The organism is Microbacterium sp. bgisy207 (assembly GCF_965345035.1).
GTDB lineage: Bacteria > Actinomycetota > Actinomycetes > Actinomycetales > Microbacteriaceae > Microbacterium.
This window is the reverse complement of record NZ_CBDRMG010000012.1, coordinates 22730-44606: the sequence shown is the minus strand read 5'-3', so window position 1 is coordinate 44606 and position 21877 is coordinate 22730. Positions and strand designations below refer to the sequence as shown.

Below are 21877 nucleotides of genomic sequence, written 5' to 3'. Positions count from 1 at the left end.
GTCCCCGAGCGAGGAAGGACACGAATCGATGAGCGCCGTCGAACGAGACACCGTCGAACGAGGCACCGTCACCCAGTTGAGCGATCGGCCGCAGGCCGACGTTCTCATCGTCGGCGGTGGGGTCAACGGGCTCGCGACATTTCGAGACCTCGCGCTCCAAGGCGTGGATGTCGCGCTCGTCGAACGCGGTGACTTCGTCAGCGGTGCATCCGCAGCGTCCTCGCACATGATCCACGGTGGCGTTCGGTACCTCGAAAACGGGGAGTTCCGTCTCGTCCACGAGGCGGTCACCGAGCGCAATGACCTGCTGGCCACCGCTCCCCATTACGTGCGACCGCTGCAGACCACGATCCCGATCTTCTCCACGTTCTCTGGGGTGTTTTCGGCGCCCCTGCGCTTCCTGCGTCACGGCGCGGGAAAGCACGTCGAGCGCGGCGCCGCGCTGATCAAGATCGGTCTCACGATCTACGACTCGTTCTCGCGCGGTGGTGGCCGCGTTCCCCGCCACACCTTCCGCGGACGCACCGCATCACTGCGCGCTCTTCCCGCGATGAACGAGACCGTCAAGTACACAGCGACCTACTGGGACGCATCGGTGCAAGATCCTGAGCGCCTCGCGCTCGATCTGCTGCGTGACGGACGCGCCGCCGGGGCAGACCGTGCCCGTGCCGCGAACTACGTCGAAGTCGTGGGGGCAGCGGATGGCGCGATCACTCTTCGCGACACCGAGACAGGCACCGAGTTCGGCTTCCGCGCGGCGGTCGTGATCAACGCATCCGGGCCGTGGACCGACCTCACCAACCGCGCACTCGGCGCCCCGACCAGCTTCATGGGCGGAACCAAGGGTTCGCACATCGTCCTCGACAACCCCGAGCTGCTGGCCGCGACGGCTGGGCGCGAGATCTTCTTCGAACACCGCGACGGTCGCATCGTCCTCATCTACCCGCTCAAGGGACGCGTCCTCGTCGGCACCACCGACCTTGAGCACGACATGGCGGAGCCCGCAGTGTGCACCGAGCCCGAGGTCGACTACTTCATCGACCTCATCGGGCACGTCTTCCCCGACATCACGGTCGACCGCTCGCAGATCGTCTACCGCTTCTCGGGCGTACGTCCGCTGCCCGGTCACGGCGACCTCGCTCCCGGCTTCGTCTCCCGCGACTACCGCCTCGAGACAGAGCGCCTCCCCGGGTCGGCGGACACGATGGTGATCAGCCTCGTCGGCGGCAAATGGACGACTTTCCGTGCCTCCGCCGCCCACCTCACCGATGACGCCCTCGCGTTGCTCGCTCGACCCCGAGTCGTCACGACCCATGGCCGCGCGATCGGTGGCGGAGCCGGGTACCCGATCACCGAGCGGGCACGGCATCAGTGGGTGGCCGAGAATCGTCGCGGGCTCTCCAAGGATGCCGCTGCCGCTCTCCTGGAACGGTACGGAACGACCGCTCGCGAGATCATCGCGTTCGTCGACGAGGATGCCGAGGACCGGCCGCTCAGCGCCCTCCCCTCCTACAGCACGGGCGAGCTGCGCTACCTGGCGGGCGCAGAGGATGTCGTACACCTCGCTGACCTGCTCCTGCGCCGCACGAGCATCGCGTTCCGTGGCGAGGCGACGCCCGAGGTCGTCGCCGAGATCGCCGAGGCCGTCGCCCCCGTGCTCGGGTGGGACAAGCAGGACATCGCGGCGGAGGTCGCTGCGGGCCTTGCCGCTGTCCACGCCGCCGATCCGACGTGGCTACCGGTGCCTGCACCGGTAGCCTGAGCGGCGCGACATCCATCGTCTGGAGGCGTTCATCACTTCGGGAGGCATCGTGGCCGAACACGTCCTGGCCATTGACCAAGGCACCACCTCGACGCGGGCGATCGTTTTCGATCGTGCCGGCACCGTGGTTGCAACGGCCCAGCGGGAGCACGAGCAGATCTTTCCGCGGGCAGGGTGGGTCGAACACGACCCGATGGAGATCTGGACCAACACCGAGTGGGTGATCTCCGCCGTCCTCGGCAAGGCTCACCTGCAGGCATCCGGTATCGCCGCTGCAGGTGTCACGAACCAGCGCGAGACCGCGATCGTGTGGGACCGCCGCACCGGCCAACCCATCTTCAACGCGATCGTGTGGCAGGACACGCGTACGCAGCCGCGTCTGGATGCCCTTACCCGTGACGGCGCCGGAGACCGCGTCACCGAGGTGACGGGTCTGCCGCTTGCCACCTACTTCTCGGCATCCAAGGTCGCGTGGATCCTCGATCACGTGCCGGGGGCGCGGGCGGATGCCGAAGCCGGCCATCTGCTGTTCGGCACGCCCGATTCGTGGGTGGTCTGGAACCTCACCGGCGGCACCAGCGGCGGGGCGCACGTGACCGATGTCACCAACGCGAGCCGCACGCTGCTCATGGACCTGCAGACGCTGGACTGGTCGGACGAGATGCTCGCGCTGTGGAACATCCCGCGCTCGATGATGCCCGAGATCCGATCGTCGTCGGATGTCGTGGGAGAGCTCGCACTTCCGGGCACCGCCCGCGAACTACCGATCGCCGGCATCCTCGGCGACCAGCAGGCCGCCACCTTCGGGCAGGCTGCCTTCGGCGTGGGGGACTCCAAGAACACGTACGGCACCGGCAACTTCTTGCTGGTGGGAACCGGGACTGAGATCGTCCGGTCTCGTCACGGACTCATCACCACCGTCGCGTATCGGCTCGGCGATGCGCCGGCTCACTACGCGCTCGAGGGGTCGATCGCCGTCACCGGATCGCTCGTGCAGTGGCTGCGTGACAACCTCGGCATCATCGATCGCGCGCAGGACGTCGAGACCCTCGCGATGACCGTCGAGAACGCGGGTGGCGCCTACTTCGTGCCCGCCTTCTCAGGCCTGTTCGCCCCATACTGGCGGCCCGACGCGCGCGGCGCGATCGTGGGCCTTACCCGGTACGTCACACGCGCGCACATCGCTCGTGCCGCTCTCGAATCGACGGCGTTTCAGACCCGTGACGTGATCGAGGCGGTCGTCGGGGACGCCGGCCGCGACCTCTCGGAACTCCGCGTCGACGGGGGGATGACCAAGAACGACCTGCTCATGCAGTTCCAGGCTGACATCCTCGGCATCCCGGTCGTGCGCCCGCGCGTCGTCGAAACGACGGCTCTTGGCGCAGCCTACGCTGCGGGTCTCGCGGTCGGTGTCTGGTCGGGGCTGGACGAGTTGCGCGAGCACTGGCAGGTCGATCGCCGGTTCGAACCGGCGATGTCGGACGAGGAACGCGCTCGCCGGTATCGGCTGTGGAAGAAGGCCGTCACGAAGTCCCTTGACTGGGTGGACGACGACGCTCGGACGCTCATGGATACGCTCGGCGACTAGCTCGTTCGCGCGGGGCCGCCGCGTGGGGCCGCTACGCGAACTGCCCAGCGCGGGGACATGCCCTCGCCGGCTGCGCCGGCTCCCGCCAGACCCGGTGCCAGCCCCGCGCTGGGCAGTTCGCTTCGCTCCTGCGTAGCATGTCGCCAAGACCGCTGCGCCGCGTGCGGCCGCTGCGCCTGTGCTGCGTGGGCCGCTACGCGAACTGCCCAGGGCGGGGACATGCCCTCGCCGGCTGCGCCGGCTCCCGCCAGACCCGGTGCCAGCCCCGCGCTGGGCAGTTCGCTTCGCTCCTGCGTAGGCCAGGGGGCGGACTGGTATGCCGGGCGCCGGCTCCCGCCAGCCCCGGTCCGGGCAGTTCGCGTAGCCCCTGCGTAGGGCGCGTCTTGCGCCCGCGCTACTTCAGCAGGCGGGAGAGGCGGCGATCGGCGAGGAGCTTGCCGCCGGTCTGGCACGTCGGGCAGTACTCGAGGGAGTTGTCGGCGAAGAAGACGCTGCGCACCTCGTCGCCGCACACCGGGCATGACTCGCCGCGACGTCCGTGTACGCGCATCCCGCGGCGCTTGGCATCCTTGAGGTCTGCTGGCGGCTTGCCGGATGCCTCCGCGATCGCCTCGGCGAGGGTGTGCTGCATCGCGGTGAAAAGGGTGTCGATATCGGCGTCGGTCAGGTTCGCTGCCAGAGCATAGGGCGACATCCGTGCCGCGTGCAGGATCTCGTCGGAGTAGGCATTGCCGATGCCGGCGATGATCGACTGATCGCGCAGGACGCCCTTGATCTGGGTGCGGCGGCCCCTCAGGAGCGCGGCGAGAGCGTCACGGTCGAATCCCGGGTCCAGGGGATCGGGGCCGAGCCGTTCGATGCCGGGCACTTCTGTGGGGTGTCGCACGGCGTAGACGGCCAGCGACTTCTTCGTGCCCGCTTCGGTGAGGTCGAATCCGGAGCCATCCGAGAAGCCGACGCGCAGCGCGATCGGGGTCTTTCCGGGTCGGATGATCGTGCTTGGCAGCCGGTCGTACCAGCGGAGCCATCCCGCCTTCGCGAGGTGGAAGACGAGGTGCAGTGGGGGTGAGGTATCCGTCTGCGTCTCGATGTCGACGAACTTGCCGTGGCGTGAGACCGACATCACGGTCGTATCGACCAGCGAATCCAGCGGTGGATCATACGTCTTGAGTGCTGCGATGTTCGCGACCGTGGCGCGGGTGATGGTGAGTCCGGGCAAGCGGCCAGCAAGGTAGTCGACCAGTCCCTGCACTTCCGGCATCTCGGGCATGGCGACATCCTGTCACGGGGTGACCAGTGGCGGCAGGCCCCCATCGAGGACTGGCCAGGCAACAGGGCTGCGATCGTCGCCGGGGAGGAGCCCTGCGATCCACGCATCGTCCCGGTGCGATGGACCCGCCAGCGCCTGCCGCAGCATGCCTTCGTAGCGGAACCCTAGGGCGCGGGCGACCCGCGCGGAACCGGTGTTCCCCACGACAGCACGCCACTCGATGCGTGACAGTGACATCCCGGCACGCTCGAACCCGAAGTCGACGACGACGGCGCCTGCTTCGGTCAGCAGATGTCGCCGACGCGCCCAGGGCGACATCCAGAACCCCAGCTCTGCCGCCTCCGGGTCCCGGCGGTACAGCCCGATCATCCCCGCGAGGCGCCCCTCATGACGGATGCCCCACGTCGCCTCGCGGCCCTCGGCCCAGTGCCGCTCGACGCGCGGAATGAACTGTTCGGCGTGCTCGCGAAGATAGGGAGAGGGGACGGTGGTGTAACGCTGGATCGCCGGATCCTGGCACGCCTCGAAGATCTCATCCACGTCGGCGTCGGTCGGTGGCGAGAGCTCGCAGCGCTCGGTGCGCAGCACGACGACATCCATCGCCCCACCCTAAGCGGCTTCTCGGGACCTTCGCCTCTCGCGGCTCGGGCTCAGCACACGTAGCGTCAGAGCCATAGCGTTACGGAGCGCTCCGCGCCCCGGCGTGAGGGAGAAAGGACTCCGAGATGCGTACGTACGTTGTGACGGGTGCCGCCTCTGGTATCGGCAAGGCGACAGCGGATCTGCTCGTCGAGCGCGGGGACAGGGTGATCGGCGTGGACCTGCACGACAGCGATGTCGAGGTCGACCTGACGACAACCGAAGGCAGGGAACGGCTGGTCGTCGAGGTGGATCGTCTGTCCGGCGGCAGAATCGATGGCATCCTCGCGATCGCTGGGCTTGCCATACCCGCGCCCGCGACTGTTGGAGTCAACTACTTCGGGATGGTCGCAACGCTCGAGGGTCTGCGTCCTTTGCTGCGGGAGTCCGATGCGCCCCGAGCCGTCGGAGTCTCCTCGATGGCAAGTCTGCAGCCGTCGGACACGCGGCTTGTCGATCTGGAGCTCGCGGGGGACGAACCCGCGGCGCTCGCTCGCGCAGCTGAGCTTGCCGCCGACGCCCAGACAGGCAACCTCATCTACAGCTCGACGAAGGTCGGCTTCGCGCGATGGATTCGTCGCCACGCCGCGCTGCCGGAATGGGCCGGCGCAGGCATCCCGCTGAACGCTGTTGCTCCTGGCGTCATCCTCACGCCGATGGTCGCTCCGCTCATGGAGACCGACGAGGGTCGCTCCATGATCGAGCAGGCGGTTCCCATGCCGCTCAACGGCTTCGCAGAACCGATTGTCGTTGCCCGGCTTCTCGCGTGGCTGGCAGGGCCAGAGAACTCGCACCTGTGCGGCCAGGTGGTCTTCGTCGACGGAGGAAGCGACGTCGTGATCCGCGGCGAGAGTGTGTGGTGAGGGGTGACGGTCTGGTGATCGCTGCGCTGCGGGCTGCTCAGGCGCGGCGCAGCAGCCCGATCCGGTCGTAGACGTCGCCGAGGGTCGAGCGTGCGACGGACTCAGCGCGCGCGGCGTTCGAGGCCAGGACGCGGTCGAGTTCGGCCGGGTCATCGAGCAGCTCGAGCGCTCGGGCCCGGACCGGCTCGAACTCACTCACGACGACGTCGGCGAGACCCTTCTTGAAGTCGCCGTAGCCGCGGCCCGCGTACTCGTCTTCGATCGAGGGGATCTGCCGACCGGTGAGGGCAGCATAGATCACGAGCAGGTTCGAGACGCCGGGCTTGTTCTCGCGGTCGTATCGCACCGAGCCCTCGCTGTCGGTGACGGCGCGCATGACCTTCTTGGCGCTCTTGGCGGGCTCATCCAGAAGCCACAGCACGCCGGCATCCGACTCCGCCGACTTCGACATCTTCGCTGTCGGGTTCTGCAGATCGTAGATCCGGGCGGTGTCTTGCTGGATGACGGGCATCGGAACGCGGAAGGTCGTGCCGTACCGACCGTTGAAGCGCTCAGCGAGGTCGCGCGTGAGCTCGACGTGCTGCTTCTGGTCGTCACCGACGGGCACGATGTCGGTCTGGTACAGCAGGATGTCGGCCGCCATGAGCACCGGGTAGGTGAACAGGCCCACGGATGTGGCATCCTGCCCGTACCGCTGCGACTTGTCTTTGAACTGGGTCATCCGACCCGCCTCGCCGAAGCCGGTGAGGGTCGACAGGACCCACGCGAGTTCGGCGTGCGCGGACACGTGCGACTGCACGTACAGCGTCGACTTGGACGGCTCGATGCCCGCCGCGATGTACTGGGCCGCGGTGCGCCGGGTCTTCTCGCGCAGTTCGGCCGGATCGTTCGGCTGTGTCAAGGCATGCAGGTCGACGACGGAGAAGAACGCGTCATACGACAGCTGCAGTTCCCGCCACTGCATGAGCGCCCCGATGTAGTTTCCGACCTGGAGGGAGTCGGCGGACGGCTGCATTCCGGAGTACAGGCGGGGCTTGGTCACCCGTCAATCCTAGGGCGCCTCGTGGTGAGCGCCGCCGGCCCGGTCAGCGACCGATCGTGTAGTCGACCACGACCGGCGCATGATCGCTCCAGCGCGTGTCCCACGACGGTGCTCTATCGATCCGGTATGCCGTTACCCTCTCGGCCAGCGGAGCGGTGGCGAGGTGGTAGTCGATGCGCCATCCGGTGTCGTTGTCGAAGGCTTGTCCGCGGTTGGACCACCAGGAGTACGGTCCGTCGACCTCGCCGGCGAAGCGTCGTCCGACATCCACCCACCCGAGCCCGATACCGGTGGTTCCGTCGATGCACTCGATCTCGGCGCCCTCGGGGGCGAGGATGCGGTCGAAGTATGCGCGCTCGCGGGGGAGGAACCCGGCTTTCTTCAGGTTGCCCTTCCAGTTGCGGATGTCGAGCTGGCGGTGACCGACATTCATATCGCCCATCACCACGGCGAGCGGGGAGTGCGCGGCCAGCTGGGGGAGGCGTGCCTGCATCGCGTCCAGGAACGCGTACTTGGCGTCCTGCTTCGGGGTACCGTCCTCGCCGGAGTGGACATAGGCGCTCACCACCGTCAGGGTCTCGCCGTCGATATCGAAGTCTGCCTCGATCCACCTCCCCGACTGGTCGAGAGGCTCGGGGCCCAGCACGGTGCGGACTGCCCCCGCATCCTTCCGGCTTGCCACTGCGACACCCGATCGGCCCTTCTGGAGCGACTCGTGGTGCACGATCCGCCACCCGGGCAGCGCCGCGGTCAGCTGTTCCTCGTTTGCGCGGACCTCCTGCAGGGCCATGATGTCGACGTCTGCCTCCTCGATCCACTCGAGCATTCCCTTTCGGGTCGCGGCGCGGATGCCGTTGACGTTGACGGAGGCGATGCGGATGGTTCGTGGCACGCGCTTCAGCCTAGGCGTCGTCACCGACACGCTGCCCCGCGCTACGCTCTGAGCACCCGCAGACCGGCATCCGATTGTGAGGCGACAGTGCCACGACCGCCGCTCAGCCGCGCCTGGCGTGCTGCCGTCTTCGTGACCGGCTGGATCATCCAACTCGCCGTTGCCGCGACCGGTGTCGTCGTGATCGGTGACGATTCGATCGAAGCACTCCTGGTCTGGTGTCTCGCCGGCTCGGCGTATGCGCTGGGGGCGATGGTCGTGCTCGGCATCCTGGCGCGACGAAACGCACCGGCACCCAGCACCGTGGCGATCGAAAGGAACTGGTGGGTGAGCGTCGTGGTCGCGGCCGTCACGATTCTCCCGAGTTTCATAGGCGTCGTGGCGGCATTCACGGTCGTTGTCTACGACGACGGATCCGACTACGGGATCGTCTTCCGCCTTATCGGAGTCTGGGCGATGGTGCTCTCGTGGGGTCTGCTGCACTGGGGGTTCGCACAGTGGTACATGTACCGCTATCGCACGGCCGAAGAACCACCGCTGCGATTCCCGAAGACTCCAGAACCGTCGATCGTCGACTTCACCTATCTCGCCTTCACGATCGGCACGACGTTCGCCGTGTCGGATGTCGAGACCCACTCGTCACGCATCCGGTGGCTGATGACGCTGCACTCGGTCATTTCGTTCTTCTTCAACGGTGCGATCATCGTGTTCGCGCTGAGCCGGTTGACCACGTTCGGGTCCTGACCGGCGCGGGGCGGCCTAGATCACGCCGTCGAGCGAGCTGGGGCTGCGCAACGCGGGCGGCGCTGATGCCTCCACTTCGTGCAGCTCCTCTTCGGCACGGCGCACGTTGCGGGCCGCTGCCCATCGCGCATGCCATGGCGCGGCGTCTTGCGCTTCCTGGGCGGTGCGCAGCCGCACCTGGGCGGCGAGCAGCAGCGCCGCGTGTTCCTCGGCCAGCTGCTCTGCCTCGGTCTTCTCGAGCAGCGGGATGTTCTCGTCGCGGGCTGAGATGGCGATCCAGGACGCACCGACGAGCATGATGATGCCGATGAGCCGAAACCACAGCAGCAGGCCGACGAAGATCGCGAAGGTCGCGAGCAGGGCGTTCGTCGGCGTGTAACTGAGCAGCCATCCGGCGCCGAGCTGGAGCACCGTGACAGCGGCTCCGGCTAGCAGGGCTCCGGGCCAGATGGTGCGCCAGCGCAGGTTCGTTCCGGTGAGGAACCGGTAGAGCGCCGCCAGCGCTGCGGCGTTGATGGCGAAGGAGATGAGAAGGGTCGCGGTGCGCACGCCGATCGAGAACCAGACCGAATCGGTGTCGAGCCCGAGGAATGAGAAGACGATGTCCAGCGCCCATGTGCCTGCGGCGCCGAGGGCGCCACCAACCAGCAGCAGGATGCCGAACAGTGCCGCCGCCAGAAGGTCGCCGCTCTTGAGCAGCAGGTAGGGGCGCCGGTCAGGGGGCAGTACGAAGATCTCGCGGACAGCGCGCCGCGAGAACGTCACCCAGCCGATCGCGGTCCAGATCAAGGTGACGAGAGCTATCGCACCCGTGATCCCGAACAGACTCGCCGAGTTGGTGGCGATCTCCGCCACGGCATCCGGGGTGATCGGCCCGTCCTTGTCGATCAGTCCCGGGATGTATCGGTTGATGAGCTCGATGAGGTTCTGGATGGCCTCTTCGCTGCCGCCGAGCCAGAGCCCTGCGAGGGCGAAGGCGACGTATACGGCGGCGAAGATCGCGAACAGTGCCTGATAGCTCACTCCCGCGGCGAGGAGAAAACCATTGGCGATCAGGAAGTGACGCCAGACCCGAACCGGAAACCATGCCAGCGTCCGTTTGGTGACCCGCGTCGCAAACGAGATCGGCTCTTCGAATCGTGTGAGCAGACGCTCCTGAGTCTCTTCCCACCGCGCACGCAGGGTCTCTTCCTGCTGCTGTGCCGCGCGAGCGGTCTCGCGGCGATTGCGGTCGGGCGAACTCACGTTCTCAGGCTATCGAGCATCAGACGCGGCATCCGTCTCGACCGTGCTGCGCGAATCCGTGCGGAACCAGCCGACCACCGACAGGGATGCTGCGAGTACCGCCGCGGGGATGAGGAACGCGAGTGCAAGCCCCGGACCGTCGGCGAGCAGGCCGACGATGACGGCGCCGAGGATCGCCCCCGCGTAGTTGAAGATGTTGACCCGTGCAATCACCTGATCGGAGTGGGCGGGGGCGAGCTCGCCCGCCGCGCCGAAGGTCACGGGGATGAGGATGCCGGTCGCCGCCCCCGCCAGTGCGAAGCCGGCGATTGCGGCGATCTCGAACGGCAGAATCGCGACTGCCACAACGCCGACCACCGACACGACGATGGCGCCTGCGACGAGGCGCCTCCTGCTCATGACTCCGAGGAGCCGGTCGGTCGCGAGGCGGGTGATGAGGACGCACACCTGGTAGGCGGCATACCCGAGAGGGGCGAGCCCAGGGAGAGCGCCGAGGTCATCTTGCAGATAGACCGTGCTCCAGGTGCTCACTGCCGAATCGACGACGAACACGGCCAGAATGACGAAACCGAATGCCCAGATGCCCGCCCGGGGGAGCCGAGCGCGCTCCGCCGCGGGAAGCGCCCTATCGATCGGCACTTCGCGAGCGAACAGACGGATGCCGACCACAGCGACGACGAGGATCGCAACGCCAGCCGTCCCGATCGCCACGCCCGCAGCGAAGGGCGAGGCCGCGATGGCAGACACGAGGAGGGCTCCCGCGATCGCGGCAGCGGTGTAGGCCGAGAAGAAGCCGCCGAGGAGGGGTCTGCCGTGTGCGCGCTGCACGATGACGCCCTGCATCGCGGTTGCGGCATCCACGCAGCCGAGGCCGATGCCGTAGACCGCGAAGAGCGAGGCGAAGAGGGGGAACGGGGTCGGGAGCGCGATCGCGGGGAGGGCGGCTGCCTGAAGGAGGAGGCCCACAACGAGTGCGGTGCGGCTTCCGAATCGCACAGCGAGGGCGTTGGCGAGCACGGAACCACCGGCGGCAGCGATCGCAACACCCAGAACGATCAGCGTGACGACAGTGTCATCGACTCCCTGGCGCTCCTTGAGCGCGGGGAGGGAGGTGACGACCACGGCGTATCCGAGTCCCTGAGCCGCGTACGCGGCGAACACGGCGACGCGCGTGGATGTCGATCGCGCAGCGCCGACGGTGAGTGGCGCCTCTGGCGTGCTCATTCGGCCAGAGTAGCGAGCAGAGCCCTGGTGGCCGAGAAGAATCTCAGATGCTCAACGCGGCTCGACGCCCTGCGTGGGCATCAAAGCTTGCCGCGCCGCTGGTGCGGCCCGGCTCAAGGCTTGCCGCGCCGCTGGTGCGGCTCGGATCAGGCTCTCCCGCGCCGCTGGTGCGGCTCGGATCAGGCTCTGCCGCGAAGCACCGCCTGCTTGACCTCAGCGATCGCCTTCGTGACCTCGATCCCGCGCGGGCATGCCTCGGTGCAGTTGAAGGTCGTGCGGCAGCGCCACACGCCCTCCTTGTCGTTGAGGATGTTCAGGCGGACGCCGGCGGCGTCATCGCGCGAGTCGAAGATGAAACGGTGCGCGTTGACGATCGCCGCAGGACCGAAGTACTGGCCGTCGGTCCAGAACACCGGGCACGACGAGGTGCACGCTGCGCACAGGATGCACTTGGTGGTGTCGTCGAAGATCTCGCGGTTCGCGATCGACTGGATGCGTTCCTTGCCCGGCTCGGGGGCGGAGTTTGAGATCAGGAAGGGCTGCACGTCGCGGTAGGAGGCGAAGAACGGCTCCATGTCGACGATGAGGTCCTTCTCCAGGGGCAGACCCTTGATCGCCTCGACATAGATCGGCTTGGAGATGTCGAGGTCCTTGATGAGCGTCTTGCACGCGAGGCGATTGCGGCCGTTGATCCGCATGGCGTCGGAGCCGCAGATGCCGTGGGCGCACGAGCGCCGGAAGCTCAGCGATCCGTCGACCTCCCACTTGATCTTGTGCAAAGCGTCCAGCACGCGGTCGGTCGAATAGAGCTCGACGTCGTAGTCGACCCAGCGAGGCTCCGCGTCGACCTCAGGGTCGAACCGGCGGATGATGAACGTCACCAGGAACGACTGAATGCCGGTGGGCTCGGGGGACTGCTCGATGTCGCCCTGCGCGTCGGTGGCGGCATCCGTGGAGACAAGCGTCGCGCTCATCGTCAGTACTTCCTCTCCATCGGCTGGTAGCGGGTGATCACGACGGGCTTCCAGTCGAGCCGGATGTGGTCATCCGCGACCGACGAGTGCGGGTCGCCCGTCAGGTAGGCCATCGTGTGCTGCATGTAGTTCTCGTCGTCGCGCTGCGGGTAGTCATCGCGCATGTGACCTCCGCGGCTTTCCAGACGGTTGCGGGCGGCCACGACGACGACCTCGGCAATGTCGAGGAGGAATCCGAGTTCGACGGCCTCGAGCAGGTCGGTGTTGAAGCGCTTGCCCTTGTCATCGACGTGGATGTTGCGGTACCGCGCACGCAGTTCCTCGATGACGCCGAGGACGTGCTTCAGGGACTCCTCGGTGCGGAACACCTGGGCGCCCTTGTCCATCTCGTCCTGCAGCTTCTTGCGCAGCACGGCGATGCGTTCCTGACCGGGGTTGTTCCGCAGGCCCTCGATCATCTCGCGCACGCCCGCAGCGGGGTCCTCGGGAAGGTCGACGAACTCGGCGGTCTTGACGTATTCGACCGCGTAGCGGCCCGCGCGCTTCCCGAAGACGTTGATGTCCAGGAGCGAGTTGGTGCCGAGGCGGTTGGATCCGTGCACCGACACACAGGCGCACTCGCCGGCGGCGTACAGACCCGGGACGACGGTCTCGTTGTCGGCGAGCACTTCGGCCTTGATGTTGGTGGGGATGCCACCCATCGCATAGTGCGCCGTCGGCATGACCGGGACAGGCTCGACAACGGGGTCGACACCCAGATAGGTCCGAGCGAACTCGGTGATGTCGGGGAGCTTGGTCTCGAGGACCTCCGCGCCCAGGTGCGTGCAGTCCAGGAGCACGTAGTCGCGGTGCGGTCCGGCGCCGCGACCCTCCGCGACCTCCTGCTGCATGCAGCGGCTCACGATGTCACGCGGAGCGAGGTCCTTGATCGTGGGGGCGTAGCGCTCCATGAAGCGTTCCCCGCTCGCGTTGCGCAGGATGGCGCCCTCGCCGCGGGCGCCCTCGGTCAGCAGGATGCCCAGGCCCGCGAGCCCGGTCGGGTGGAACTGGAAGAACTCCATGTCCTCCAGGGGGAGGCCCTTGCGCCAGACGATTCCGACACCGTCACCGGTGAGGGTATGGGCGTTGGAGGTCGTCTTGTAGATCTTCCCGAACCCGCCGGTGGCGAAGATCACCGCCTTGGACTGGAACACGTGCAGGTCGCCGGTGGCCAGCTCGTAGGCCACGACGCCGGCGATCTGGGTCTTGCCGTCGGCATCCTTCACCGTGATGAGGTCGAGCACGTAGAACTCGTTGAAGAAGTTGATGCCGAGCTTGACGCAGTTCTGGAACAGCGTCTGCAGGATCATGTGTCCCGTGCGGTCTGCCGCGTAGCAGGCACGACGCACGGGGCTCTTGCCGTGGTCGGCGGTGTGCCCGCCGAATCGGCGCTGGTCGATCTTCCCGTCGGGTGTGCGGTTGAAGGGCAGGCCCATGTTCTCGAGGTCGATGACCGCGTCGATGGCTTCCTTCGCGAGGATCTCCGCGGCATCCTGGTCGACGAGGTAGTCGCCGCCCTTGACGGTGTCGAAGGTGTGCCACTCCCACGAGTCCTCTTCGACGTTCGCAAGCGCGGCCGCCATGCCGCCCTGGGCTGCGCCGGTGTGCGAACGCGTCGGGTAGAGCTTCGTGATGACCGCGGTCTTCGCGCCGGGTCCTGCCTCGATGGCGGCGCGCATGCCAGCGCCTCCGGCGCCGACGATCACGATGTCGAACTGGTGGTAATGAACGCCGTCCTTGACGACGCTCTCGGCGCTCTGAGTAGTCACGGGTGCTGTGCTTTCGATGTCAGTGCTGTCGATGGTCTGCGCTGCGATTACGCGGCGCAGAGGCCGATGATCGTGTCCGAGGCGGTGGCCGGGTCGAAGCCGAGGCACGGGTCGAAGGTGAACACGACCAGCGTGCCCAACAGGATGAGGAGTCCCGCCGTCACCCAGATCGCCGCGACGAGCACCTTGCGGGCGGTGGCGTGGGTGACGTAGTCGTTCGTGATGGTCCGCATCCCATTGGCGCCGTGGATGAGGGCGAGCCACAGCATCAGCACGTCCCACCACTGCCAGAAGGGGTTGGTGAGCTTGCCGGCCACGAACGCGAAGTCGATCGCGTGGATGCCGTCACCGACCATCAGGTTCACGAACAGGTGCCCGAAGATGAGCACGACGAGCACCACGCCGGATGCCCGCATGTAGATCCAGCCCCACTTCTCAAGGTTCACGCCACGGCGACGCGGCGCGGTGTACGACGTGCGGGGTTCGGCGATCGAGGGTGCGCTCATCAGTGACCGCCTCCCATCGGGCTGAAGACATTGATGAGGTGGCGCGGTGTGAACCCGATCATCGTGACCGCCCACAGGCCGATCACGATCCACCAGAGCTGGCGCTGGTACCGGGCGCCCTTGGACCAGAAGTCCACGACGATGATCCGCAGGCCGTTGTAGGCGTGGTAGGCGATCGCGCCGACGAGCAGGACCTCGCCGATCCCCATGATCGGGTTCTTGTAGGTGCCGATCACCGCGTTGTACGCCTCGGGCGAGACGCGGATGAGGGCGGTGTCCAGGATATGGACCAGAAGGAAGAAGAAGATGGCGACGCCGGTGATGCGATGCAGAACCCACGACCACATGCCCTCGTGGCCGCGATACAGCGTTCCTCGAGGGGTCCTGGAGGTGGTTTCGGATACCGACGGTGTGACGCGTGCTGGTGCAGACACGGACGTCCTCCCTGGATCGAACACGAGCGGGGCGGTCGATGCCCCAACGGGAACCCGCAGGTTCCTCGGCGTCACTCGGGCGCGGATCCCATCCTATTGTGCCGCGCGGGCGCTCGGCTCTTAGGGGACCCTTATTTCGGCGGGGGTGCGGTCGGCGGTCCGGAGTGCGGACGCGCCGCGGGCGTCACCGCTCGGACACATGCCGGAAAGGCGCGCCGGGTAGCCTGGGGCCATGTCCGAGGTGATCCCCGACTTCTACGCCGTCATTCCGGCGGGCGGCATCGGCAGCAGGCTCTGGCCGCTCTCGCGTGCCGACGCCCCGAAGTTCCTGCACGACCTCACGGGGTCGGGGCATTCGCTGCTGCGCGACACCTGGGACCGGCTTGAGCCGCTCGCCGGAAGCGAGCGCATCGCGGTGGTCACGGGCCGGGCCCACCGCGCTGCCGTCGAAGCGCAACTGCCCGGGGTGCCTGACCGCAACGTCTTCCTGGAGTCCGAGCCCCGCGATTCGACGGCGGCTATCGGTCTGGCTGCGGCGGTGCTGGTGCGTCGTGAGCCGGACGTCATCGTCGGATCGTTCGCGGCTGATCACGTCATCCGCGTTCCCCACCTCTTCCAATGGGCCGTTCGTCAGGCCGTCGCCGTTGCCCGGCAGGGCTACATCTGCACGATCGGCATCCAGCCGTCGGAACCGTCGATCGGTTTCGGCTACATCAAGAAGGCCGACGAACTCATCGTGGACGGCGCACCTGAAGCTGCCACTGTCGAGCGCTTCGTCGAAAAGCCTGACCTCGAGACGGCGCGCTCCTACTTCGCCGACCGGTCGTATCTGTGGAACGCCGGCATGTTCATCTCGCGCGCGGACGTGCTGCTCGCCGAGATCGAGGCGAACAACCCGGAACTGCACGCCGGCCTGATGGAGCTGGCCGACGCATGGGACGATCGCGACCGGCGTGGACCGGTCGTCGATCGGGTCTGGCCCGGCCTGACGAAGATCGCGATCGATTACTCGGTCGCAGAGCCCGCGGCAGAGAAGGGCCGACTCGCCGTCATCCCGGGCCACTTCGACTGGGACGACGTCGGAGACTTCGCCAGTCTGGCCAAGCTGAACTCCCACGGACGCAAGAACGACCTCGCCATCCTCGGCGAGAACGCGCGGATCCTCTCGGATGCCTCCAGCGGCATCGTGGTGTCTCAGACCCCGAGAGTCATCGCCCTCATCGGGGTGCAGGACATTGTCGTCGTCGACACGCCCGATGCGCTGCTGGTCACCACGAGCGCGCACGCGCAGCGCGTCAAGGGCGTCGTCGACGCGCTCAAGCTCGGCGGACGCGGCGACGTGTTGTGAGGGGCTGATGGTAGGCCGACGCCGTGCGGATGACGCCTCTATTGCGGGTTTGTAACCATTGCCCCGCGGCGGCAGTTCCGGCATGCGGCGAGGCGCGCGCGTAGGTAGATTCTCCTGATGCACCCGCCGTCTGGGCGGGCCCTTCACCTGGAGGCACAGTTGACCATTTCCACCCGTAAGCGCGTGCTCGGCGGCCTCGTCGCCGCGAGCATGTTCGTCGCTCTCGCCGGCTGCGCGTCGGCCCCCACTGACACGGAGACCACGGCCGCTGCCGGCGGCGACGTCGTCGAAGGCTTCCTGCCCTGCATGGTCTCCGACGCCGGCGGATTCGACGACAAGTCGTTCAACCAGCTCGGCTACGAAGGCCTCGAGCGGGCCGCGAACGAGCTGGGCGTCGAGTTCCTGACCGTGCAGTCCGACTCCGAGTCCGACTACGCGCCGAACCTCACCAACCTGGTCGACCAGGGCTGCTCGATGATCATCACCGTCGGCTTCGCGCTCGCGTCGGCTGCCGGTGAGTCGGCCCTGGCCAACCCCGAGATCGAGTACGTGTCGATCGACGACGTCGTGGACAACGACTTCGATGGCGAGACCGACGCTCCCAACATCAAGCCGATCATCTTCGACACCGCACAGGCCGCGTTCCTCGCCGGCTATGCCGCGGCGTCGTACTCGACCGCGGGCAAGGTCGGCACCTTCGGTGGCATGAACTTCCCGACCGTGTCGATCTTCATGGACGGCTTCGCCCAGGGCGTCGAGTACTACAACGAGCAGAACGGCGCTGCGGTCGAGGTCATCGGCTGGGACCGCGAGGCTCAGGACGGTGTGTTCACCGGTGGCTTCGTTGCCAACCAGGACGCGATCAACGCCGCCCAGGGCATCGTCGACCAGGGTGTCGACGTGCTGCTGCCCGTCGGTGGCCCGATCTACCAGAGCGCCGCGTCCGTCATTCGTGACTCGGGCCGCGACATCGCCCTGATCGGTGTCGACGCCGATGTGTACGAGACCGACCCGACCGTGGCAGACCTGCTGCTGACCTCGATCCGCAAGCTGATCGACGTGGGTGTCGAGGAGGCTGTCCTTGGCGCCGGCATCGGCGAGTTCGACGCAACGCCGTTCGTCGGCACGCTCGAGAACGGTGGTGTGGGCCTGGCTCCGTTCCACGACTTCGAGAGCAAGGTCTCGCCCGACCTGCAGGCCGAGCTGGACGAGATCGCCGCGGGCATCATCGACGGCTCGATCCCGGTCGAGTCCTACCTCGCGGGCTGATACCCTCGCGCGGCGAGGAGGCTGGGTGTCCAGCCTCCCCGCCGCTGTCGTTACACCCCTCATCTCTCGCCCGTCGACCACGCAATTCGGTGCGTCGACCCGACCTGTCTCCTAGGATCGGCATCATGAAGCTCGAACTCCGCGGGATCACCAAGCGGTTCGGCAGCCTCGTCGCGAACGACCACATCGATCTCGTGGTAGAGCCGGGAGAGATCCACTGTCTCCTCGGTGAGAACGGCGCAGGCAAGTCAACGCTGATGAACGTCCTGTACGGCCTGTATCAGGCCGACGAGGGCACGATCCTCCTCGATGGCCATGTCCAGAACTTCCACGGGCCCGGCGACGCGATGCGCGCGGGTATCGGCATGGTGCATCAGCACTTCATGTTGATCCCGGTGTTCACTGTCGCGGAGAACGTCATGCTCGGACAAGAAGCCACCAAGGTCGGTGGCTTCCTCGACATCAATGCTGCACGCCAGCGCGTGCGGGAGATCTCGGAGCGATTCGGTTTCGACGTCGACCCCGACGCGATCGTCGAAGATCTTCCGGTCGGCGTGCAGCAGCGCGTCGAGATCATCAAGGCGCTTTCGCGAGATGCGAAGGTGCTCGTCTTCGACGAGCCGACTGCTGTCCTGACTCCGCAGGAGACCGATGAGCTCATGGCAATCATGCGCCAGCTCAAGGAGTCGGGCGCATCGATCGTGTTCATCACGCACAAGCTGCGCGAAGTCCGCGAGGTCGCCGATCGGATCACCGTCATTCGCCTCGGCAAAGTTGTGGGTCAGGCATCCCCCGACTCCTCCAACGCTGAGCTCGCGTCGATGATGGTGGGCCGTGCGGTGGAGCTCACCGTTCACAAGGACCCGCCGCAGCTGCGGGACTCGGCACTCGTGGTGTCGCACCTGTCGGTCCTCGACCCGACGGGTCATCCCATCGTGGACGATGTCAGCTTCGAGGTGCGGGGCGGAGAGATCCTCGCGATCGCCGGCGTCCAGGGCAACGGGCAGACTGAGCTCACGGAGGCCCTCGTCGGGCTGCAGGGCATCGTGCGCGGCTCGGCCACACTCAACGGCACGGAACTGATCGGCCGCAGCGTTCGCGGCATCCTGGATGCCGGCGTCGGCTTCGTTCCCGAGGACCGCAAAGAAGACGGCCTTGTCGGCGCGTTCACGATCGCCGAGAATCTCATGCTCGACCGAGCGCACGGGGCGCCCTTCGTCAAGGCGGGGACCGTTCAGCGAGCTGCGCTCGCCGCGTTCGCGCAGGAGAAGTTCGAGGAGTTCGATGTCCGAGCCCCGGGGATCGAGACGCCAGTCGGCACGCTCTCGGGAGGAAACCAGCAGAAGGTCGTGCTCGCCCGCGAACTCAGCCGCGAGCTCTCGCTCCTGGTGGCGGCCCAGCCCACCCGAGGGGTGGACGTCGGGTCCATCGAGTTCATCCACAAGCGGGTGGTGCAGACCCGCGACGCCGGCATCCCCGTCGTGGTTGTCTCCACCGAGCTCGACGAGGTGGCCGCACTCGCAGATCGGATCATGGTGATGTATCGCGGGCGCATCGTCGGCATCGTCCCGGGCGACACGCCGCGCGATGTCCTGGGCCTCATGATGGCCGGCGAGACTCCCAGTACGGAAGGAGCTGCCGCATGAGCGCGACGGCACCCGAGCCCACGCGCAGCTCGACCGCGAAGGTCGACGAGGTTCCGCCGCCGGGCAAGTGGCACGAGACCTTCCGCCAGATCACCCAGGGGAACGCGATCATCTCGGTGCTCGCGGTCTTCCTCGCGCTGCTCGTCGGCGGAATCATGATCGCCTTCACCGACGAGGACGTGCAGGCGGCGTCCGGGTACTTCTTCGCGCGACCGATGGACACCATCGTCGCGGTGTGGGATGCCGTCAGCGGCGCCTACATCGCCCTGTTCCAGGGGGCGATCTACAACTTCAACGCACCGAGCTTCGAGCGGGCGATCAAGCCGATCACCGAGACGCTGACGTTCGCGACGCCACTCATCGCCGCCGGCCTCGGCGTGGCGCTCGCCTTCCGCATCGGCATGTTCAACATCGGTGGTCGCGGCCAGATGCTCATGGCATCCGCCGCCGCCGGGTGGGTGGCTTTCTCACTTGACCTCCCGTGGGGCATCCACATGATCGTGGCGCTCATCGCGGGCCTGATTGCTGGCGCGCTGTGGGCAGGCATCGCGGGCTTCCTCAAGGCCCGGACCGGGGCCCACGAGGTCATCGTGACGATCATGCTCAACTACATCGCGTTCTACCTGATCTCGTGGATGCTGCGCACTCCGGGCCTGCTGCAGGCACCGGGATCGAGCAACCCGAAGACGCCGGCGATGAAGGACACCGCGGTCTTCCCCGACCTGCTCGGACCGTCGTACAACCTTCACTTCGGGTTCATTCTCGTGATCGGTGCGACGGTGCTGGTCTGGTGGATCCTGTCGCGATCGAGTCTCGGTTTCCAGTTCCGCGCGGTCGGAGAGAACCCCAATGCGGCACGGGTGGCGGGAATCAAGGTCACCAGCATGTACGTCTACGGGATGCTGATCTCGGGTGCGCTCGTCGGTCTTGCCGGTGTCAACCAGGTCCTTGGCACCGTGACCACCGGGTTCTCTGCCGACATCGACGCGGGCATCGGATTCGATGCGATCACTGTGGCGCTGCTGGGGAGGTCTACGCCGTGGGGAACCTTCGCCGCGGGAGTGCTGTTCGGCGCATTCAAGGCGGGTGGATACTCGATGCAGGCCGCCGAGCAGATTCCGGTCGAGATCGTCACGGTCGTCCAGGCTCTCATCGTGCTGTTCATCGCGGCGCCGCCCCTGGTGCGCACGATCTTCTTCCTCCCCTCGCCCGAGCGTGACCGCCGGAAGCGGGAGAAGGCGCGACAGAAGCAGCTGAAAGCAGAAGCCCGCGCCGAGGGAGGTGTCGCGTGAGCACGACGGCATCCCCGACAGGTGAGGGTACGGTCCCGATCGCGCCCCTCGCCACCACGCAGCCGGAGAAGCTGCGTAGCTGGAAGGCTCCGATCGCCCTCGCGATCTTCACCGCGTTGTTCGTCATCCTGCTGGTTGCCGCGCCGCGGGAGGGGGTGACGACCTTCCGGCTCTCGACGGCGACGGATGCCGTTCAGTTGCCTGAGCTGGTCGTTCCGGTCATGGCCACGGCGTGGGTGTGTGCCGCGCTCCTGGTGCTGCTGACCGCGGCATCCGCCTTCTTCGTCCGCGCCTACGCTCGCTCGCCGCTGTGGGTCGTCATCGTCTACATCTTCGCGATCGTGGTCGGGTTCCTCACCTGGGCCGCGGCGGGCGCCGCAATTCCCGTGACGGGTCTTCTCGCGGGGTCTCTCGGACTCGCGATCCCGCTCATCTACGGCGCCCTGGGCGGAGTGATCGGCGAGCGCGCCGGCATCGTGAACATCGCGATCGAGGGTCAGTTGCTCGCTGGCGCCTTCACCGCCGCCGTCGTGGCCTCCGCGACCCGTCAACCGATCCTGGGCCTACTCGCCGCGATGGTGGCCGGCATGCTGGTGGCGTTCGTGCTTGCGGCCTTCGCGATCAAGTACCTCGTCGAACAGGTCATCGTCGGTGTCGTGCTCAACGTCCTCGTGATCGGCCTGACGAGCTTCCTCTACTCGCAGGTGCTCCAGCCCAACGGCGCGACGCTCAACAGCCCGCCCCGTTTCGATCGGATGCCGATCCCGCTGCTGGCTGACATCCCGGTCGTCGGGCCGGTGCTGTTCAATCAGACGATCATCGTCTACCTGATGTACATCGCCGTCGCGGCGGTGTACGTGGGGATGTTCCACACCCGCTGGGGCCTGCGCCTGCGTGCCGTCGGTGAGCACCCGCAGGCCGCCGATACCGTCGGAATCAAGGTCAACGCGACCCGGTTCTGGAACGTGCTGCTCGCTGGTGCCATCGCCGGCCTCGGCGGCACCGTGTTCACCATCGGCAACGGGATCGCCTTCAACAAGGAGATGACCGCCGGAGCGGGCTTCATCGCCCTCGCCGCTGTCATCTTCGGACAGTGGGACCCGATCAAGGCGACGCTTGCCGCGCTGCTGTTCGGATTCGCGTCGAGCCTCCAGAACACCCTCAGCGTCATCGGGTCGCCGGTGCCCAGCGAGTTCATGCTCATGCTGCCCTACGTGGTGACGATCTTCGTCGTCGCCGGGGTGGTCGGGCGCTCTCGGGCGCCCGCCGCCGACGGCAAGCCCTACATCAAGGAATAGCGAGGTCACTCGTCGCCGCCGGTCCGTCGGCGG

19 protein-coding genes are annotated in these 21877 nt (G+C 67.0%); 9 read left to right on the top strand and 10 right to left on the bottom strand.

Annotated features, from left to right (window positions below; genetic code table 11):
- The first annotated feature begins 28 nt into the window (after positions 1–28).
- Positions 29–1762, top strand: coding sequence for a glycerol-3-phosphate dehydrogenase/oxidase (locus ACSGC5_RS11995; RefSeq protein WP_434970849.1), 1734 nt, complete (start codon positions 29–31; stop codon positions 1760–1762).
- Positions 1763–1811: 49 nt separating this feature from the next.
- Positions 1812–3350 (top strand): glycerol kinase GlpK, encoded by a 1539-nt coding sequence (gene glpK, locus ACSGC5_RS11990; protein WP_434970848.1) that lies wholly within the window; start codon positions 1812–1814, stop codon positions 3348–3350.
- 394 nt (positions 3351–3744) lie between these two features.
- On the opposite strand, the gene ACSGC5_RS11985 is transcribed toward glpK, so the two are convergent.
- Both ACSGC5_RS11985 and ACSGC5_RS11980 read right to left on the bottom strand, forming a co-directional pair.
- Positions 3745–4620, bottom strand: coding sequence for an Fpg/Nei family DNA glycosylase (locus tag ACSGC5_RS11985; protein ID WP_434970847.1), 876 nt, complete (start codon positions 4618–4620; stop codon positions 3745–3747).
- Between the two features lie 12 nt (positions 4621–4632).
- On the bottom strand, positions 4633–5220 hold the full coding sequence (locus ACSGC5_RS11980; protein WP_434970846.1) for a GNAT family N-acetyltransferase: 588 nt from the start codon (positions 5218–5220) through the stop codon (positions 4633–4635).
- Between the two features lie 125 nt (positions 5221–5345).
- Between ACSGC5_RS11980 and ACSGC5_RS11975 the strand changes: the two genes are divergently transcribed.
- Positions 5346–6122, top strand: a complete 777-nt coding sequence (locus ACSGC5_RS11975; protein ID WP_434970845.1) for an SDR family oxidoreductase — start codon at positions 5346–5348, stop codon at positions 6120–6122.
- A 37-nt stretch (positions 6123–6159) separates the two neighbouring features.
- On the opposite strand, the gene trpS is transcribed toward ACSGC5_RS11975, so the two are convergent.
- Both trpS and ACSGC5_RS11965 read right to left on the bottom strand, forming a co-directional pair.
- Positions 6160–7164, bottom strand: coding sequence for a tryptophan--tRNA ligase (gene trpS / locus ACSGC5_RS11970; protein ID WP_434970844.1), 1005 nt, complete (start codon positions 7162–7164; stop codon positions 6160–6162).
- A 43-nt stretch (positions 7165–7207) separates the two neighbouring features.
- On the bottom strand, positions 7208–8056 hold the full coding sequence (locus ACSGC5_RS11965) for an exodeoxyribonuclease III (protein WP_434970843.1): 849 nt from the start codon (positions 8054–8056) through the stop codon (positions 7208–7210).
- Positions 8057–8143: 87 nt separating this feature from the next.
- On the opposite strand from ACSGC5_RS11965, the gene ACSGC5_RS11960 reads away from it, so the two are divergent.
- Positions 8144–8800, top strand: coding sequence for a DUF1345 domain-containing protein (locus ACSGC5_RS11960; protein WP_434970842.1), 657 nt, complete (start codon positions 8144–8146; stop codon positions 8798–8800).
- A gap of 15 nt (positions 8801–8815) precedes the next feature.
- Here the strand turns inward: ACSGC5_RS11960 and ACSGC5_RS11955 are convergent, their stop codons facing one another.
- From ACSGC5_RS11955 to sdhC, 6 genes are all read right to left on the bottom strand, one after another.
- On the bottom strand, positions 8816–10045 hold the full coding sequence (locus ACSGC5_RS11955; RefSeq protein ID WP_434970841.1) for a YihY/virulence factor BrkB family protein: 1230 nt from the start codon (positions 10043–10045) through the stop codon (positions 8816–8818).
- 9 nt (positions 10046–10054) lie between these two features.
- Entirely contained in the window at positions 10055–11269 is a 1215-nt protein-coding gene (locus tag ACSGC5_RS11950; RefSeq protein WP_434970840.1) for an MFS transporter, read from the bottom strand.
- A 179-nt stretch (positions 11270–11448) separates the two neighbouring features.
- Entirely contained in the window at positions 11449–12243 is a 795-nt protein-coding gene (locus ACSGC5_RS11945) for a succinate dehydrogenase iron-sulfur subunit (protein WP_434970839.1), read from the bottom strand.
- A 2-nt stretch (positions 12244–12245) separates the two neighbouring features.
- Positions 12246–14051, bottom strand: a complete 1806-nt coding sequence (gene sdhA / locus ACSGC5_RS11940; RefSeq protein ID WP_434970838.1) for a succinate dehydrogenase flavoprotein subunit — start codon at positions 14049–14051, stop codon at positions 12246–12248.
- Positions 14052–14098: 47 nt separating this feature from the next.
- Positions 14099–14557: a succinate dehydrogenase hydrophobic membrane anchor subunit gene (locus tag ACSGC5_RS11935; protein ID WP_434970837.1), complete on the bottom strand. Its 459-nt coding sequence runs from the start codon at positions 14555–14557 to the stop codon at positions 14099–14101.
- Positions 14557–14991 (bottom strand): succinate dehydrogenase, cytochrome b556 subunit, encoded by a 435-nt coding sequence (sdhC, locus tag ACSGC5_RS11930; protein ID WP_434970835.1) that lies wholly within the window; start codon positions 14989–14991, stop codon positions 14557–14559. Before sdhC ends, ACSGC5_RS11935 begins: the two co-directional genes overlap by 1 nt.
- 232 nt (positions 14992–15223) lie before the next feature.
- Here sdhC and ACSGC5_RS11925 point away from each other — a divergent pair, with 232 nt between their 5' ends.
- The 5 genes from ACSGC5_RS11925 (at position 15224) to ACSGC5_RS11905 (ending at position 21844) form a co-directional block, all read left to right on the top strand.
- Complete coding sequence (locus ACSGC5_RS11925; RefSeq protein ID WP_434970834.1) at positions 15224–16339, top strand: mannose-1-phosphate guanylyltransferase; 1116 nt, start codon at positions 15224–15226, stop codon at positions 16337–16339.
- Positions 16340–16498: 159 nt separating this feature from the next.
- On the top strand, positions 16499–17608 hold the full coding sequence (locus ACSGC5_RS11920) for a BMP family lipoprotein (protein WP_434970899.1): 1110 nt from the start codon (positions 16499–16501) through the stop codon (positions 17606–17608).
- A gap of 125 nt (positions 17609–17733) precedes the next feature.
- Complete coding sequence (locus ACSGC5_RS11915; protein WP_434970833.1) at positions 17734–19254, top strand: ABC transporter ATP-binding protein; 1521 nt, start codon at positions 17734–17736, stop codon at positions 19252–19254.
- Positions 19251–20546: an ABC transporter permease gene (locus ACSGC5_RS11910; RefSeq protein ID WP_434970832.1), complete on the top strand. Its 1296-nt coding sequence runs from the start codon at positions 19251–19253 to the stop codon at positions 20544–20546. Before ACSGC5_RS11915 ends, ACSGC5_RS11910 begins: the two co-directional genes overlap by 4 nt.
- A complete protein-coding gene (locus ACSGC5_RS11905; protein WP_434970831.1) occupies positions 20543–21844 on the top strand; it encodes an ABC transporter permease in 1302 nt (433 codons plus the stop codon). Before ACSGC5_RS11910 ends, ACSGC5_RS11905 begins: the two co-directional genes overlap by 4 nt.
- Positions 21845–21877: the final 33 nt, after the last annotated feature.

What these genes read in the sequence shown, in the direction of transcription:
- ACSGC5_RS11995 (WP_434970849.1), top strand. Translation starts at nt 29, where the DNA reads ATGAGCGCCGTCGAACGAGACACCGTCGAACGAGGCACCGTCACCCAG.
- ACSGC5_RS11985 (WP_434970847.1), bottom strand. Translation starts at nt 4,620, where the DNA reads ATGCCCGAGATGCCGGAAGTGCAGGGACTGGTCGACTACCTTGCTGGC.
- ACSGC5_RS11980 (WP_434970846.1), bottom strand. Translation starts at nt 5,220, where the DNA reads ATGGATGTCGTCGTGCTGCGCACCGAGCGCTGCGAGCTCTCGCCACCG.
- ACSGC5_RS11975 (WP_434970845.1), top strand. Translation starts at nt 5,346, where the DNA reads ATGCGTACGTACGTTGTGACGGGTGCCGCCTCTGGTATCGGCAAGGCG.
- ACSGC5_RS11950 (WP_434970840.1), bottom strand. Translation starts at nt 11,269, where the DNA reads ATGAGCACGCCAGAGGCGCCACTCACCGTCGGCGCTGCGCGATCGACA.
- ACSGC5_RS11945 (WP_434970839.1), bottom strand. Translation starts at nt 12,243, where the DNA reads ATGAGCGCGACGCTTGTCTCCACGGATGCCGCCACCGACGCGCAGGGC.
- ACSGC5_RS11935 (WP_434970837.1), bottom strand. Translation starts at nt 14,557, where the DNA reads ATGAGCGCACCCTCGATCGCCGAACCCCGCACGTCGTACACCGCGCCG.
- ACSGC5_RS11925 (WP_434970834.1), top strand. Translation starts at nt 15,224, where the DNA reads ATGTCCGAGGTGATCCCCGACTTCTACGCCGTCATTCCGGCGGGCGGC.
- ACSGC5_RS11915 (WP_434970833.1), top strand. Translation starts at nt 17,734, where the DNA reads ATGAAGCTCGAACTCCGCGGGATCACCAAGCGGTTCGGCAGCCTCGTC.
- ACSGC5_RS11910 (WP_434970832.1), top strand. Translation starts at nt 19,251, where the DNA reads ATGAGCGCGACGGCACCCGAGCCCACGCGCAGCTCGACCGCGAAGGTC.